Annotated in this window: 14 protein-coding genes; 12 read left to right on the top strand and 2 right to left on the bottom strand. The window is 43.2% G+C overall.

All coding sequences use genetic code 11. The features are described 5' to 3' along the window. Positions 1–7 precede the first annotated feature (7 nt). The 7 genes from arsM (at position 8) to J1N09_RS02310 (ending at position 5,253) form a co-directional block, all read left to right on the top strand. On the top strand, positions 8–976 hold the full coding sequence (gene arsM, locus J1N09_RS02340) for an arsenosugar biosynthesis arsenite methyltransferase ArsM (RefSeq protein ID WP_265197835.1): 969 nt from the start codon (positions 8–10) through the stop codon (positions 974–976). A gap of 45 nt (positions 977–1,021) precedes the next feature. Continuing rightward, positions 1,022–1,819 (top strand): DUF547 domain-containing protein, encoded by a 798-nt coding sequence (locus J1N09_RS02335; protein WP_265197833.1) that lies wholly within the window; start codon positions 1,022–1,024, stop codon positions 1,817–1,819. A 21-nt stretch (positions 1,820–1,840) separates the two neighbouring features. Continuing rightward, positions 1,841–2,548, top strand: a complete 708-nt coding sequence (locus J1N09_RS02330; protein ID WP_265197831.1) for a TIGR04283 family arsenosugar biosynthesis glycosyltransferase — start codon at positions 1,841–1,843, stop codon at positions 2,546–2,548. A gap of 20 nt (positions 2,549–2,568) precedes the next feature. Beyond that, the gene (locus tag J1N09_RS02325) at positions 2,569–3,681 is read left to right on the top strand and encodes a helix-turn-helix domain-containing protein (RefSeq protein ID WP_265197829.1); all 1,113 of its coding nucleotides are present in this window, start codon (positions 2,569–2,571) and stop codon (positions 3,679–3,681) included. 121 nt (positions 3,682–3,802) lie between these two features. Then, positions 3,803–4,201: a hypothetical protein gene (locus J1N09_RS02320; RefSeq protein WP_265197828.1), complete on the top strand. Its 399-nt coding sequence runs from the start codon at positions 3,803–3,805 to the stop codon at positions 4,199–4,201. Between the two features lies 1 nt (position 4,202). Further along, positions 4,203–4,691, top strand: coding sequence for a hypothetical protein (locus tag J1N09_RS02315; protein WP_265197827.1), 489 nt, complete (start codon positions 4,203–4,205; stop codon positions 4,689–4,691). 4 nt (positions 4,692–4,695) lie between these two features. Further along, positions 4,696–5,253, top strand: a complete 558-nt coding sequence (locus tag J1N09_RS02310) for a YceI family protein (RefSeq protein WP_265197826.1) — start codon at positions 4,696–4,698, stop codon at positions 5,251–5,253. A gap of 12 nt (positions 5,254–5,265) precedes the next feature. Here the strand turns inward: J1N09_RS02310 and J1N09_RS02305 are convergent, their stop codons facing one another. Further along, positions 5,266–6,264 carry a glycoside hydrolase family 113 gene (locus J1N09_RS02305; protein ID WP_265197824.1) on the bottom strand — a complete coding sequence of 333 codons (999 nt, stop codon included), beginning with the start codon at positions 6,262–6,264 and terminating at the stop codon, positions 5,266–5,268. A gap of 101 nt (positions 6,265–6,365) precedes the next feature. Continuing rightward, positions 6,366–7,082, bottom strand: coding sequence for a DUF547 domain-containing protein (locus J1N09_RS02300; protein ID WP_265197823.1), 717 nt, complete (start codon positions 7,080–7,082; stop codon positions 6,366–6,368). Between the two features lie 154 nt (positions 7,083–7,236). On the opposite strand from J1N09_RS02300, the gene J1N09_RS02295 reads away from it, so the two are divergent. The 5 genes from J1N09_RS02295 (at position 7,237) to J1N09_RS02275 (ending at position 13,366) form a co-directional block, all read left to right on the top strand. Next, positions 7,237–8,541: an NAD(P)/FAD-dependent oxidoreductase gene (locus J1N09_RS02295; protein WP_265197821.1), complete on the top strand. Its 1,305-nt coding sequence runs from the start codon at positions 7,237–7,239 to the stop codon at positions 8,539–8,541. A gap of 3 nt (positions 8,542–8,544) precedes the next feature. Continuing rightward, positions 8,545–10,140: a 4Fe-4S binding protein gene (locus tag J1N09_RS02290; RefSeq protein ID WP_265197819.1), complete on the top strand. Its 1,596-nt coding sequence runs from the start codon at positions 8,545–8,547 to the stop codon at positions 10,138–10,140. A gap of 66 nt (positions 10,141–10,206) precedes the next feature. Next, positions 10,207–10,902, top strand: coding sequence for a glycosyltransferase family 2 protein (locus tag J1N09_RS02285; protein ID WP_265197818.1), 696 nt, complete (start codon positions 10,207–10,209; stop codon positions 10,900–10,902). Next, positions 10,899–12,392, top strand: a complete 1,494-nt coding sequence (locus J1N09_RS02280; protein ID WP_265197817.1) for a cellulose synthase family protein — start codon at positions 10,899–10,901, stop codon at positions 12,390–12,392. Before J1N09_RS02285 ends, J1N09_RS02280 begins: the two co-directional genes overlap by 4 nt. Positions 12,393–12,469: 77 nt before the next feature. Beyond that, positions 12,470–13,366 carry a lipid A deacylase LpxR family protein gene (locus J1N09_RS02275; RefSeq protein ID WP_265197816.1) on the top strand — a complete coding sequence of 299 codons (897 nt, stop codon included), beginning with the start codon at positions 12,470–12,472 and terminating at the stop codon, positions 13,364–13,366. Positions 13,367–13,368 lie beyond the last annotated feature (2 nt).

Below are 13,368 nucleotides of genomic sequence, written 5' to 3'. Positions count from 1 at the left end.
TGAAAATATGAGTTACCTAGAAGCCACCCACGATTTATATAAAGACGCCGCACTAACGCCTGATGTTGGCTTGTGTTGTACTACCAATCCGATCTGGGAATTACCCGGCCTGAAGATTCCTAAGATAATGCAGGAGATGAATTACGGATGTGGAAGTACGGTGCATGCGCGTGACCTTATTAACGACCCAAAAGTGCTATACGTGGGAGTTGGAGGTGGAATGGAACTTCTCCAGTTCGCCTATTTCTCGCGTCAGAAGGCCGGCGTTGTAGGTGTAGATGTAGTGGATGAAATGCTCGAAGCTTCCAGGAAGAACTTCAAGGAAGCCGAAGAATTGAATCCTTGGTTCAGGAGCGAATTTGTTGAATTGAAAAAAGGAACGGCCATGGACCTGCCCGTAGAAGACAATAGCATCGATGTGGCGGCTCAGAATTGCCTGTTCAATATCTTCAAAGAAGAAGATCTTAAAAAAGCCATTGAAGAAATGTATCGCGTGCTGAAACCTCATGGAAGACTTGTGATGAGCGATCCTACCTGCGAGCAACCCATGAACGACACACTCCGCAACGACGACCGGTTAAGGGCGCTCTGCCTGAGCGGAAGTCTACCCATCAAGGAGTATGTTAAAGCCCTCACTGATGTTGGCTTCGGAACTATTGAGATTCGCGCCAGGAAACCCTATCGCATTCTCGATCCGAAAAATTATCCTACTGACGAACTTATTTACATCGAATCGGTTGAAGTTGCCGCTATCAAGGATCCGATGCCAGAAGATGGCCCCTGTATTTTTACAGGTAAGGCTGCGATCTACTATGGCGAAGAGGAATACCTGGACGACCAAAACGGGCATATCTTACTGAAGAACCAGCCCATTGCCGTTTGCGACAAAACAGCAGGTAACCTCGCAGCATTGGGTAGGGATGACATATTTATCAGCGATTCAACCTTTCATTACGATGGAGGAGGCTGCTGTTAATATGTGCCCTCCGAAATTACATTGCCTGTTATTCGTGTAAAAACAATGAAACACATCCTAAAGCTCCTTCTTGTCTTTACTTTGGCCTTAAGCAGTCAGCAATGTGCCTTGTTTTCGGCCGCCGGATTGAGCAGTCAGGGGCAACCGACAAAGCTGGTTGATGGCAACCTTGTTCGTATTACTCCGGAACAGCAGATAGTAGATCACTCTGTCTGGGATGAATTACTTAAGAAACACGTAGATGAGGATGGTCTGGTTAACTACCGGGGCTTTCAGAAGGATCAGTCGTCTTTGCGACAATACCTGATCATGCTTTCTGAAACCCTTCCCAATGAATCATGGCCAGTTGAAGAATTGCTTGCCTACTATATTAACACTTACAACGCGTATACCGTTCAGTTGATCCTGGATAACTACCCTGTTGAAAGTATTAAGGATATTAACGGACCCTGGACAAAAGGAATTGTCCCTATTGGGAATAAGAATTTATCCCTGGGCGGTATTGAAAATGGTATTCTTCGGAAAATGAACGAGCCACGCATACATTTCGCCATAAATTGTGCGTCGATTTCCTGTCCGAAACTCTTGAATGAAGCATTTGTCCCTTCACGAATGGAGGAGCAGCTGCAAAGAGTTACTTCGGAATTCATCAACGGAAATAAAAATGAACTCAACTCCGGGCAACCGAAACTATCGTCCATCTTCAAATGGTATCAGAATGATTTTAAAGTTGATGGAAAGGTAGACGTGATAGGCTATATCAACCAATTTACAGATGACAAAATGGTTCCGGATGCAGATCTGGGCTTTAAAGATTACAACTGGAATTTAAATGAACAGTAACAGCTTTCCTATCTTTAATTCATGATCAGCGTTATCATTCCCGTCTTAAACGAAGCAGCCAATATCGAGGTAATTTTACGCCATCTCGATGAAAAAAGCACGTCAGGGATGATACAGGAAGTGATTATCGTGGATGGAGGGAGTACCGATGAGACTGTCCAACTTACCAACAATTATAAGAACAATGGAAGCATTCTTTCATACGATGTTTTACATTCTGATAAGGGCAGGGCTAAACAAATGAACAAGGGTGCCGGGCATGCTTCGGGTGAGATTCTTTACTTTTTACACGCCGATTCCTTTCCTCCCCTTAGTTTTGATACTTCCATCCTGAAAGAAGTTAAAAAGGGCAATCCAGCAGGATGCTTCCGAATGAAATTTGACGATAAACATCCGGTACTTACCATTTCACAGTGGTTTACACGTTTTAACGTAAGGGCGTGCCGAGGTGGTGATCAGTCCCTGTTCGTTACCAGGGATCTATTCGATTCGCTGAATGGATTTGATGAAGATTTTGAGGTATACGAGGATTGTGAATTCATTGGTAGGATCTACGACAATTATAAATTCAAGGTCATTAACGATTATGTGGTTACTTCCGCAAGGAAATACGGAAAGAATGGAACTTTCAGACTACAATATCATTTTGCCATGATTCATATCAAAAAATGGATGGGGGCCTCAGCCGAAGATCTCACTCGTTATTATAAAAAGTACATCGTTACCTAATCTTTTTTATCTTTAAGCAGTTGGAAACAAAGATCATTCTTCTTGTTATCTTACTTGCTATAGGAGCCATCCAGGGAATAGTCTATGGCGGTATACTTTGGCGCACACAAACCATCCATCGAACGGCCAATCGCTTTCTTGCAACGATTCTGTTTTTCTTTTCCTATCGACTCATAGCCGAAATACTGCATTTTTTTGGCTTAGGTCGGTATGACACCTGGTATTATTTCTTATTAGAATACAACTGGATCTACGGTGCGCTAATCTATTTTTTTGTGCTGAGCTATGTAAATCCCACCTTTAAACTTAGACTAAAGCACTGGATACATTTCCTTCCTGTGATGATTGAGGTGATTTGGAGTTTCTTTATCAAATCACAGAATTTTTACTGGGATGGCACACGCGAAAGTTTAAGTTGGCTGGGTTACTGGGGTTACGTGGTTTGGATGCATTATCCAACCATGCATATAATCTCTGGAGGACTAATAATTTATTACGCCTTCATATCTCTTAAAATACTTAAATCAGCTCCTGAAATTCCAGGATTTAAGTTAATACCCGAGAACACCCAATGGATCAGGCGTGTGGTGATTGCACTCATTATTTTTTCGGTGACCTTTACATTAACAGTAATGATCGAATTTCTATTTTTTGACTCTGCTTTTAGCTTTTTCGGATACCCCATCTTCATCATTATGGCGGTGATTACGTATTGGTTGGGACTGGAAGGATTTGCGCGAAGAAATACTATAGCCTTTAAAAAAGTGGACGTTCTTTCAGAAAAGGATCGGTTACAACTTCAGGATATTGCTGATAAAATTTCAGAAGTAATGACAGAACGAAAGTTGTTTAAAAACCAGGATTTATCAGTTGCTGGACTTTCTGAAGCAATCGGCGTGAAATCATATTTAGTAACACGAGCACTAACTACTGTATTCGGAAAGAAGTTCAATGATTATATCAACGAGCTCCGATTCATCGAGCTGAAATCATTGATCGAGAATCCGAAAAATGACAAATACACCCTTTTAAGTCTCGCATTTGAGGCAGGATTCAATTCGAAAGCTTCATTTAACCGAACCGTGAAGAAAATTACCGGAAAATCTCCAAAACACTTAAAATCTGACACTTAGACGTTTCAGATTCTAAATTGATACTTTCCTTAGTGCTAAAAAACGTCTCATTTTTAAAATCGGGACGTTTGGTATAGATTCAAAATACATCTTTGCGCTATTAATTCGAAAAAACAAAATCATGAAACGACAGACTTTAGCTTTTATAGTATTAATCACATTCTTTTCAACAGCAAGCAATTTGCAAGCTCAAATAACCGAAGACGACCTTCAGGAACTCGTAGGAACATGGAAGCTGGATATGAGTCCACAGGATACCACTGACGATAATTTTGCTATGATGAGTATCACAAGTATTTCTGAAAATTCTGTAGAAGGTGAATTCTACAGAAGTTCAGTTGCTATTAGAGAAGGTCGAGTAAATACCCAGAGAGGAATCATCTACGTTGCATTGGTTTCGGGAGACAATAGTGGAGAATATAATTCAACTTTTTACTGTGAAGACGGAATACTATACGGAACTACCCACGCAGTAGACAGGGGTTTTCTTGCTGTTTGGACAGCGACAAAGAACGACTAAAATGAAAGGACTCATCCACATCACCATATTTATGTTCGTACACCTTGCCTTCTGCCAGGCAGATTACGGAACACCAACCAATGAAGACCTGCCGGAAATACTTGACGGTAAACGACGCATAATAGAAGTGATGCATTTTCCAAAGATCAACGATCCTGTGAAGATCGATGACCGTTACTTCTGGAAACACGCTACCGCTATTCTGTGCAAAGAAAGTGAGATCACCATCACGGAGTACGGCGCCTATCTTTATTACAACAATACCTGGAACCTTCGTAAGAAATACCCGCTGAAGGACCTCGATAAGACCTTCGGTACGGCAAAGGCCTTCATGGAGCAGGGAGAACCGTATACCTGGGCTGAGAACTGGCGAGTAGACAACCGATTATTTGGGGGTTGGGCGCTTTGGTATTTCATCGGTACCACAAAAGAAGGCGAGGTTGTATGCGGCTACGAGACTATTCACACTACTTCTAATGTTTTAAACTAGTGCTATGAAAAAGTTACTTGCAATTCTGTTATTGATCATGGGATCATTTGTTCACGCACAAGAAAATAAAACACTTACCTGGCAAGGGAGAGCCGCGGTAGGAGGTTATGCGCCGGAAGGAACCCTGGAAGTCATGGAAGCTTCAGCACAAATTCAAGGTGATAGACTTACCAGTCTAAGTGTGGTTGTTGACATGCGCACGTTGGACCAGGAGAACAGTCAGTTAAAAAATCATTTACGCGATAAAGATTTCTTTCATGTGAAGAAATTCCCTGTGGCTACCTTCATGCTATCGGAAGCGGTTCAGTTGAACGATTCGGACATATTACTAAAAGGAATAATGACCATTCGGGGGAAAAGTTCAGAAGAGAAGATCAAAGCCGAAGTAATTAAGCAAGATGACAATATCAGCATCTCATTCGATCACACCATGGATAGAACGGTGTATGGAATCACCTACAACTCCCCCACGGTGTTCGAAAAACTAAAGGAAAATGTGATAGCGGATGATTTTATTCTGAAAGGAACGATTGAAGCCGAAATTAAGGCAGATGAAAATTGATTGTCGTAGCGCTTATTCTTCGGAATAATAGTATTGCATCACCATCCCGGCCGGTTTATTCTGTGGTGTGAACCGGTTGTTTTCAACTCCGCCCACATTCTCATGATCGATGAACCATTTCCAGATATAGCCCCCGGCAAACCAGGATTCGTTCCACACTTCTTCGTACAAGGCCGTAAGTAAATTGGCCTGTGCCTCGAGATTTACACCCTTTTTCTCCCTGCTCGTATGCCAGGGTTCTTTCCCTGCAAAATCGACGCTTCGATAACCGTATTCTGTAAACAAAATCTCCCTTCCATTTGACCGGGAGACTCCCTCGAGCTCTTTCTTCCAGCGTTTCCATCCTTTCCGTGCTTCTTCAATGGTGGGCGTTGCACTTTCAGAAATAGGAAAATAGGCATCTACTCCTATATAATCCAATTCTCTCCAAAAAGGTACGCGCTTGTACTCGTCCCAATTCGCGGCATAGGTAAGCTTCCCCTTGTATCTCTTCTTAATTTCCCGGATGAGTTTGTTCCAGTAATCAGGGCGGTTAACAATGAATTGCTCAAGTTCCGTTCCTATACAAAAAACATCAACCTTCAAGCTTTGAGCGAGATCTGCGTATTCCAGGATGAATTTTCGATAGGAGGATTCAAGTTTATTCCAGTCTTCTTCCGTCTTCATTTTCAGATAACCTGTGAACTCTCCCCGCCATATCCAAATTTGCGGTTTTAGCATAACCCGAATATCGTTCGAATGGAGCAACTCCACGTATTGAGATGCGCCATCGGTAGTTTCTCCAAACCATTGCCGACTCGTATTATAGATAATTTCCGGATTTTCAAGGCTTCTTATAAAGCCAAACGGCATAATTGCCGCATGATTGGCCTGAACATCCGCCACGGGAGTCACATGTTTCTGTTCAGCAGGGTTACGTGAACCCACGAAACTAACGCCGTTTATCTTTTCGGATTGAGCAGTACACGCCTGTGAAAGTGCCAGCGTAAGTAGTAGTAGCAGTCCTCTCAAGTTGTTTGATTTTGAGTGAAAAAGTACTAATTATTTCTGAAGTAGCTTCTTAAAGAAATGCTAGAATTATTGAATGCCCGGTTCAGGAGAAAGAATTCATTTTAAATTGAGTTGAGTCTCCAATCGTAAGAATAATATGAGACTTTTGAATCGTTCGGGATTTTATCTTTTCTGAAAGAATTAATGTATTCAAGCACCTTGCTATCCCCCTTCACAAAATCTTCCTCGTACCACTTGAAGATCTCCGAAAGTTCCACTTTTGTTCCATCTACCCGAATGAATTTCGGATCGTTCAGTGCTTTTCGAGTTTGCTGCTCGAGCAGTGAATCGAGATTTTTTGGCCTGTAGGCCATAGAAATGATTGGAGGACAACCCTTGGCACCACAAACAAGCACAAAGTGAATCCGTGGTTCATCAAATACACCACGCAATTTTTTATTTTCTAATTCGTCCAAAGTTACATTGGTACCACTGGCTTTGTATTTCACCGACTTAAAGAAACCTTCAACATCCAGAGGGGATTTTATCGGGTAATTGTCGATCACTCCTTTGATGACAAATATATTGTACGCATTGATCCAGAAAGCCTGGTATTCTTCCGAGCTGAAAGGAGACACAACCACCTCTTCTGCAAGCTTCAACACCGAATTCAAATCAGTAGGGTCGTTCTTTATTGCGGTGTAATCTACCTTCCCATTCGATACATATTTGTCAAAGAGTGCATCGGCCTCATCAAAGAATTGTTGGTTATTCTGAGCAGTGATACCGGACAGGGCACATGTTATAACAGTGAATAGTAAAAGGACGATTTTCTTCATTTGAAGTAAGGATTTATAGTGTAGGTCGGAACTGAACTCCACAAACTTACAGACCCCGAAAATTAACTCAAAAATAGGTTGTTCAGTTTATAAAACTTCATCTATTGTAATTCCGTAAATTTATATACGACTCAAAAGCCACTACAACAACCTTATGGAACACATCGTCATAATAGGAAATGGTATATCCGGAGTTACTGCTGCCCGGCACATTCGGAAACTTTCTGATAAGAGAATTACCATTATTTCCGCTGAAACAGACTATTTCTTTTCTCGTACCGCCCTCATGTATATCTACATGGGCCATATGAAGTACGAGCATACCAAACCCTATGAAGACTGGTTCTGGAAAAAGAATAGCATCGAACTTAAACGTGGATTTGTAAAAGAAGTAAAGCATTCAGAAAAAAAATTACTCTTCAGTGATGGCGATATCTTGTCTTACGATAAGCTTATACTGGCGGTAGGTTCAAAGTCGAACAAATTCGGATGGCCCGGACAAGACCTGGATGGTGTTCAGGGGTTGTATTCGTTTCAGGACCTTCAAAATCTCGAACATAATGCTCCTAACAACAAAATTTGTCGTCGGGCAGTGATCGTGGGTGGTGGCCTTATAGGTATTGAATTGGCAGAGATGCTCCACACTCGTGGAATCCCTGTAACCTTCCTGGTACGTGAATCCAGCTTTTGGAACGGGGTGCTGCCTTCCGGAGAAAGTGAAATGATTAATCGACACATCAAAAATCACCATATTGACCTAAGGTTAGGTGTTAACCTCAAAGAAATTCTGGCCGATGAGAATGGAAAGGCACGTGCGGTCGTAGTTGCTGAAACCGGTGAGGAAATTCCATGTCAGCTGGTTGGACTAACAGCCGGGGTTACTCCCAATATTGATTTCCTGAAGGATAGCGGAATTGAACTAGGGCGCGGAATTAAAGTAAATCGTTTCCTGGAAACGAATGTGCCCGATGTATACGCTATTGGAGATTGCGCAGAACAACACCAAGCCATCGGCAACAGACGCCCCATTGAGGCCGTATGGTACACCGGCCGAATGATGGGTGAAACCGTAGCACAAACCCTTTGTGGCAACCGCATCGAATACAATCCGGGGCATTGGTTCAATAGCGCGAAATTCTTTGATATCGAATACCAGACTTATGGTTGGGTGAATAGCGACAATCGAAAACCAGACTATGAGGAGCACTTTCACTGGCTGCATCCGGATGATACAAAATGCATCACCGTGGCAACTCATAGGGATAATGGAACATTCCTCGGCATCAACACCTTCGGAATTAGGATGCGGCACGAGGTCTTCGACAAATGGCTCACCGAAGAGCGAAGCACCGATTATGTTATAGAACACCTACGCAAGGCCAATTTCGATCCGGAATTCTACAAGACCTTCGAAAAAGATATCATATCGGCATATTCCAACCAAACCGTAAACGCTTAACCCATGGATCGCATTCAACGAAATATGAGCCTTACAGGTGAACCGCCCAAGACACTAAACACCACGCAGAAGATCGCTACTCTTTGGGGAATGATAGGGCTGGCTATACTTTTACTGGCTGGCTTTAACCTGGATTTTCCAAATAAAGGGATTTGGCTCGTAGTCTCCTTACTATCAATAACTGGTGGGATCATACTCTTTGCAAAAGGTGCCTACGGAAATGAACTCGAAGGGATCAAGAATCACGGGGTTTGGTTTAAATCGGTTTCGAGTCGGGGATTCTGGGGCTGGATTTCGGGAATCGCCCTCACCGGTTTCTATGTGATCCTTTATTTTTATGCTGAATTCCTCGGTTTGAACGCGAATGGAGAGAATACCGGGGTGATAGCTCTATTCGATCCATTAAGCAGAATCCTCAGCGGTAATCCTGCTAGTCAGTGGTTTGTTTACGGCACGCTGTATACTATCGCCATTTTTGCCTTCGGAATAAAATTTATCTGGAAGTACCGCCACAATCGCTACGAACGAATTCGAACCATGAGTGTGATGTTCTTCCAAACCGCTTTCGCCTTCCTCATCCCCGAATTCATGGCAAGACTTAACGCAAGCGAAGCTTATAATCTCCCCTACTACGATCTGAAAAGTGTATGGCCATTGAATTATTATCTATTCGATAGCTACTCATTGGACGGCCTGCTTTCTTCAGGCAACCTCGGTTTGTACATGCTCATCTTCGGAGTGGCCAGTATTTTTATTATCACTCCAATTCTCACCTTCAAATACGGTAAACGCTGGTACTGTAGTTGGGTTTGTGGTTGCGGTGGCCTGGCAGAGACTGCTGGAGATCCTTTCCGTCATTTATCGGACAAGAGCACGTTTGCATGGAAAGTAGAGCGATGGGTGATCCACAGCGTCTTGGTCTTCGCCCTTGTAATGACAACCGCACTAGTAAGCACTTACCTGGGTAACGATCCGAATGCCTATTGGCTTACCAAAGATGTATTCCTCATTGGAGTTGGAGTATTTCTCACCTTGCTGTTCGCAGCTATCTGGTTCTTTAAAAGGGATGCCCTGAAAAAGGATGCCCGCTATGGTGCTATTTCCTATTTCGTGATCATCATCGCCTTGCTGGGAATTCACTACGGAAGTGGTAACGACAACATATTTCTTTTTGAAGCTTCTACACTTCGACAGTGGTATGGTTTCCTTATCGGCGCTATTTTCAGTGGGGTGATCGGTACTGGCTTCTACCCTATCTTCGGAAGTAGGGTTTGGTGCAGGTTCGGTTGTCCGATGGCTGCCATCCTGGGAATCCAGCAGCGCCTCTTCTCTCGTTTCAGAATAACAACTAATGGCGGACAATGTATTTCCTGCGGAAATTGTTCCACCTACTGCGAGATGGGGATCGATGTACGTGCCTATGCCCAAAAAGGTGAAAATATCGTGCGGGCCAGTTGCGTGGGTTGCGGAATTTGTTCAGCAGTTTGCCCAAGGGGAGTACTTAAACTGGAAAACGGACCAATGGATGACAGGATCGATGCCAACCAGGTACTTTTGGGTAATGACGTTGATCTGATGACTTTAGTGAATAAAAAATGACCAATTACCTTGTCTAATCGGTCAATTCACCTTTATTTGGTCGTCTGTTCAAACCCCAAGCCGTAAATGTCACCTGTAATCAAAGTTATTATACCCGCATTCAATGAGGCAGACTCCATTGGAAAGGTGATTCACGACATCCCGGATTCAGTTTCTGAGGTCATCGTGGTGAGCAATGGCTCTACCGATACCACTGAAGAGGTGGCTTCTGAAGCCGGGGCAACTGTACTGCAGGAGGGTAGAAAAGGTTACGGATATGCCTGCCTTAAGGGGATGGATTATGTTGCTTCGGAATCTCCTCATCCGGATATCATAGTTTTCCTGGATGGTGACTACAGTGATTATCCCGAACAACTAGACGAGGTAGTTGCACCCATTCTAGAGGATGACATTGATATGGTAATAGGGGCGAGAGTAAAAGAAATGCGAGAGGCAGGATCCATGACTCTTCCACAAATCTTTGGTAATTGGCTTGCCACATTTCTCATGCGATTGTTCTTCGGCTCAAAGTTTACAGACCTGGGACCCTTCCGTGCGATCAAATATGAAAAATTGCTTGCGCTTAACATGGAGGACAAGACCTACGGATGGACCGTTGAGATGCAATTAAAAGCACTTAAACGAAAATACACCTGCGTAGAAGTTCCCGTAAAATATCGAAACCGAATAGGTGTCTCAAAAGTTTCGGGAACCGTAAAAGGTGCTATCTTTGCTGGCATAAAAATCTTAGGTTGGATCTTTAAATACAGCTTCAAAAGATGATACTGGAAACAGCAGTTATGATCGTTTATTCTGTGGCACTCATACTAATATTCCTGTATGCGATCGCCCAGTTGAACCTGCTGTTTAATTATCTGCGAGCAAGAAGCAGAAAAGAAGTTAGCTGTGAGAAAATCGATCTTTCCAATCCCGAAGAAGTACCACACGTAACCATTCAGCTACCAGTCTATAACGAAATGTATGTTATGGAACGCCTACTGAATAATATCGCCCAGATCGATTATCCCAAGGATAAACTTGAGATCCAGGTGCTGGATGATTCTACCGATGAATCCTTCCAAAGCACGGCAGCCCAGATAGAAGAATTACAAAAAACGGGGCTTGATATTCAGCATGTAACACGTGAAAACCGTGTAGGCTTTAAAGCCGGCGCGCTGAAAGAAGGGCTCAAAACTGCTAAAGGAGAATTCATCGCCATTTTTGATGCCGATTTCCTTCCGAAGAAAAACTGGTTACTGAACACTATTCCTTATTTCAAAGATCCCGAGATAGGGGTTGTACAAACCCGTTGGGGACACCTCAACAGGAACTATTCCTTGCTTACCCGCGTACAAGCATTTGCGCTTGACGCTCATTTTACACTGGAACAGGTGGGTAGAAACAGCCACGGTCACTTCATCAATTTCAACGGCACTGCCGGAGTCTGGCGAAAGGAATGTATTATCGATGCCGGAAACTGGGAAGGAGATACCCTAACGGAAGATCTCGACCTTAGTTATCGGGCCCAATTAAAGGATTGGAAATTCAAATATCTGGAAGGGGTAGAGACACCTGCCGAACTTCCTGTAGTAATAAGTGCCGCCCGTTCGCAGCAATTCCGATGGAATAAAGGAGGAGCAGAAAATTTTCAGAAGATGGCAAAACGTGTCCTCAGGAAAGACAACATCTCTTTTAAGACCAAAGTGCATAGCATCATGCACCTGCTCAACAGCACCATGTTCCTGAATATACTTATTGTTGCCATCCTTAGTATTCCAATGCTCTACATCAAGAATGAGTACGAACACCTCAAGGTATATTTCTTTATCATGAGCTTCTTTGTGATCAGTACTATTATATTTTTCCTCTGTTACTGGTTTATGTTCCGAAGTATTTACGGAGGAGGGATCAAACAATTCCTGAAATACACCGGTATGTTTTTTACCTTTTTCTCCATCGCGATGGGATTCTCATTACACAACAGCATAGCCGTACTGGAAGGGCATTTTGGGAAGAAGAGTGAATTCATCAGGACTCCTAAATTCAATATCAACTCACTAAAGGATGGTTGGAAAGGCAACAAGTACCTCAAGAAAAAAGTAAGTCCGAATGTGATCATCGAAGGACTCCTTATGCTTTATTTTGCCTTCGGAATGTACAGTGCCTTCATCGTTGGAGATCAGGGTGGTGATTTCGGTTTGTTTCCATTCCACCTGATGCTTTTCATCGGTTTCGGTTTTGTATTTTTCAAGAGTCTAATCAGCAAGGCATAGCCATCGACACCTCCGATAACAATCCGTCTTTCACTAGAAAAAAAACGACTCTCGGACTAATAGGTCTGACTTTACTATTGGTTCTTCTATTTCCTGCTAAGCTAACTGCACAGGAAGAACCAACCAATTCAGTAAAACATCAACTTGGAATACGCCACGATAATGACTTCTTCGTTTTGACGGATCGTTACTATTCTTTTGGGCTATTCCTAACTTACAAACATCGTCTTTCCAAAGGTGTTTTTGGAAGTGAATACGAACAGCTCAGTTTTAGATTGGGTGTGGAAGCATTTACCCCGGACGACACAAGTACTGAACTCATAGAAGAAATGGACCGGCCGTATGCCGGTTATCTAGGTCTCAACAGCGGATGGTCTCTGACTACCCCCGAGAATTTCCTGAAAATTGAACTCGAACTGGGGCTGGCAGGTAGATCATCCGGTGCAGGGGCCTTTCAGCGCTGGTATCACAACGCCGTGGTTGTTTCAGATCCACAGAGCTGGGTGGCAGAGCTTTCAGATACATTCCATATGAATTTATACGCCAGGTACGCCCGGGAATGGCAACTGGCACCCAATCCATTTGGCGTTCGACTCGCCGTTCAACCTGAAGTGGCTTACGGGAGCAGAGATCAATATCTTCAGCCTGAAGTTGTGGCTTATTTTGGGAGGCGTAGCGACATGAATTCGAGTATCGCTTACGATCAGATAGGAAGCACCGAAAGGGAAATCTTCTTCGCTTTTCGATTTGCGTATCGTTGGGTAGGATACAATGGCTTACTGGAAGGAAATGCCTTTGATGATGATTCGGTGTACCTTGTGGAACCACTGGAATCCTATTACCGGGTGGGATTCGATTTTAAACACCGGTTCAAACAAAACGACTATATAGTGAGTTACAGGTTTCATTCAGACGAGACTTCAATGACCCAAACACACCAGTATCTAATCCTATCATATGCACGTAGCTTTTAGGA

This window comes from Aureitalea sp. L0-47 (genome assembly GCF_026126405.1).
In the GTDB taxonomy this organism is placed as follows: Bacteria; Bacteroidota; Bacteroidia; order Flavobacteriales; family Flavobacteriaceae; genus Pukyongia.
The sequence above is the reverse complement of the archived record's forward strand: the minus strand, read 5'-3'. Positions and strand labels throughout refer to the sequence as shown.

Bases quoted from the DNA above. Each gene is read 5' to 3' on its own strand.
- arsM (WP_265197835.1), top strand. From the start codon at position 8: ATGAGTTACCTAGAAGCCACCCACGATTTATATAAAGACGCCGCACTA.
- J1N09_RS02335 (WP_265197833.1), top strand. From the start codon at position 1,022: ATGAAACACATCCTAAAGCTCCTTCTTGTCTTTACTTTGGCCTTAAGC.
- J1N09_RS02330 (WP_265197831.1), top strand. From the start codon at position 1,841: ATGATCAGCGTTATCATTCCCGTCTTAAACGAAGCAGCCAATATCGAG.
- J1N09_RS02320 (WP_265197828.1), top strand. From the start codon at position 3,803: ATGAAACGACAGACTTTAGCTTTTATAGTATTAATCACATTCTTTTCA.
- J1N09_RS02315 (WP_265197827.1), top strand. From the start codon at position 4,203: ATGAAAGGACTCATCCACATCACCATATTTATGTTCGTACACCTTGCC.
- J1N09_RS02310 (WP_265197826.1), top strand. From the start codon at position 4,696: ATGAAAAAGTTACTTGCAATTCTGTTATTGATCATGGGATCATTTGTT.
- J1N09_RS02300 (WP_265197823.1), bottom strand. From the start codon at position 7,082: ATGAAGAAAATCGTCCTTTTACTATTCACTGTTATAACATGTGCCCTG.
- J1N09_RS02295 (WP_265197821.1), top strand. From the start codon at position 7,237: ATGGAACACATCGTCATAATAGGAAATGGTATATCCGGAGTTACTGCT.
- J1N09_RS02290 (WP_265197819.1), top strand. From the start codon at position 8,545: ATGGATCGCATTCAACGAAATATGAGCCTTACAGGTGAACCGCCCAAG.
- J1N09_RS02285 (WP_265197818.1), top strand. From the start codon at position 10,207: ATGTCACCTGTAATCAAAGTTATTATACCCGCATTCAATGAGGCAGAC.
- J1N09_RS02280 (WP_265197817.1), top strand. From the start codon at position 10,899: ATGATACTGGAAACAGCAGTTATGATCGTTTATTCTGTGGCACTCATA.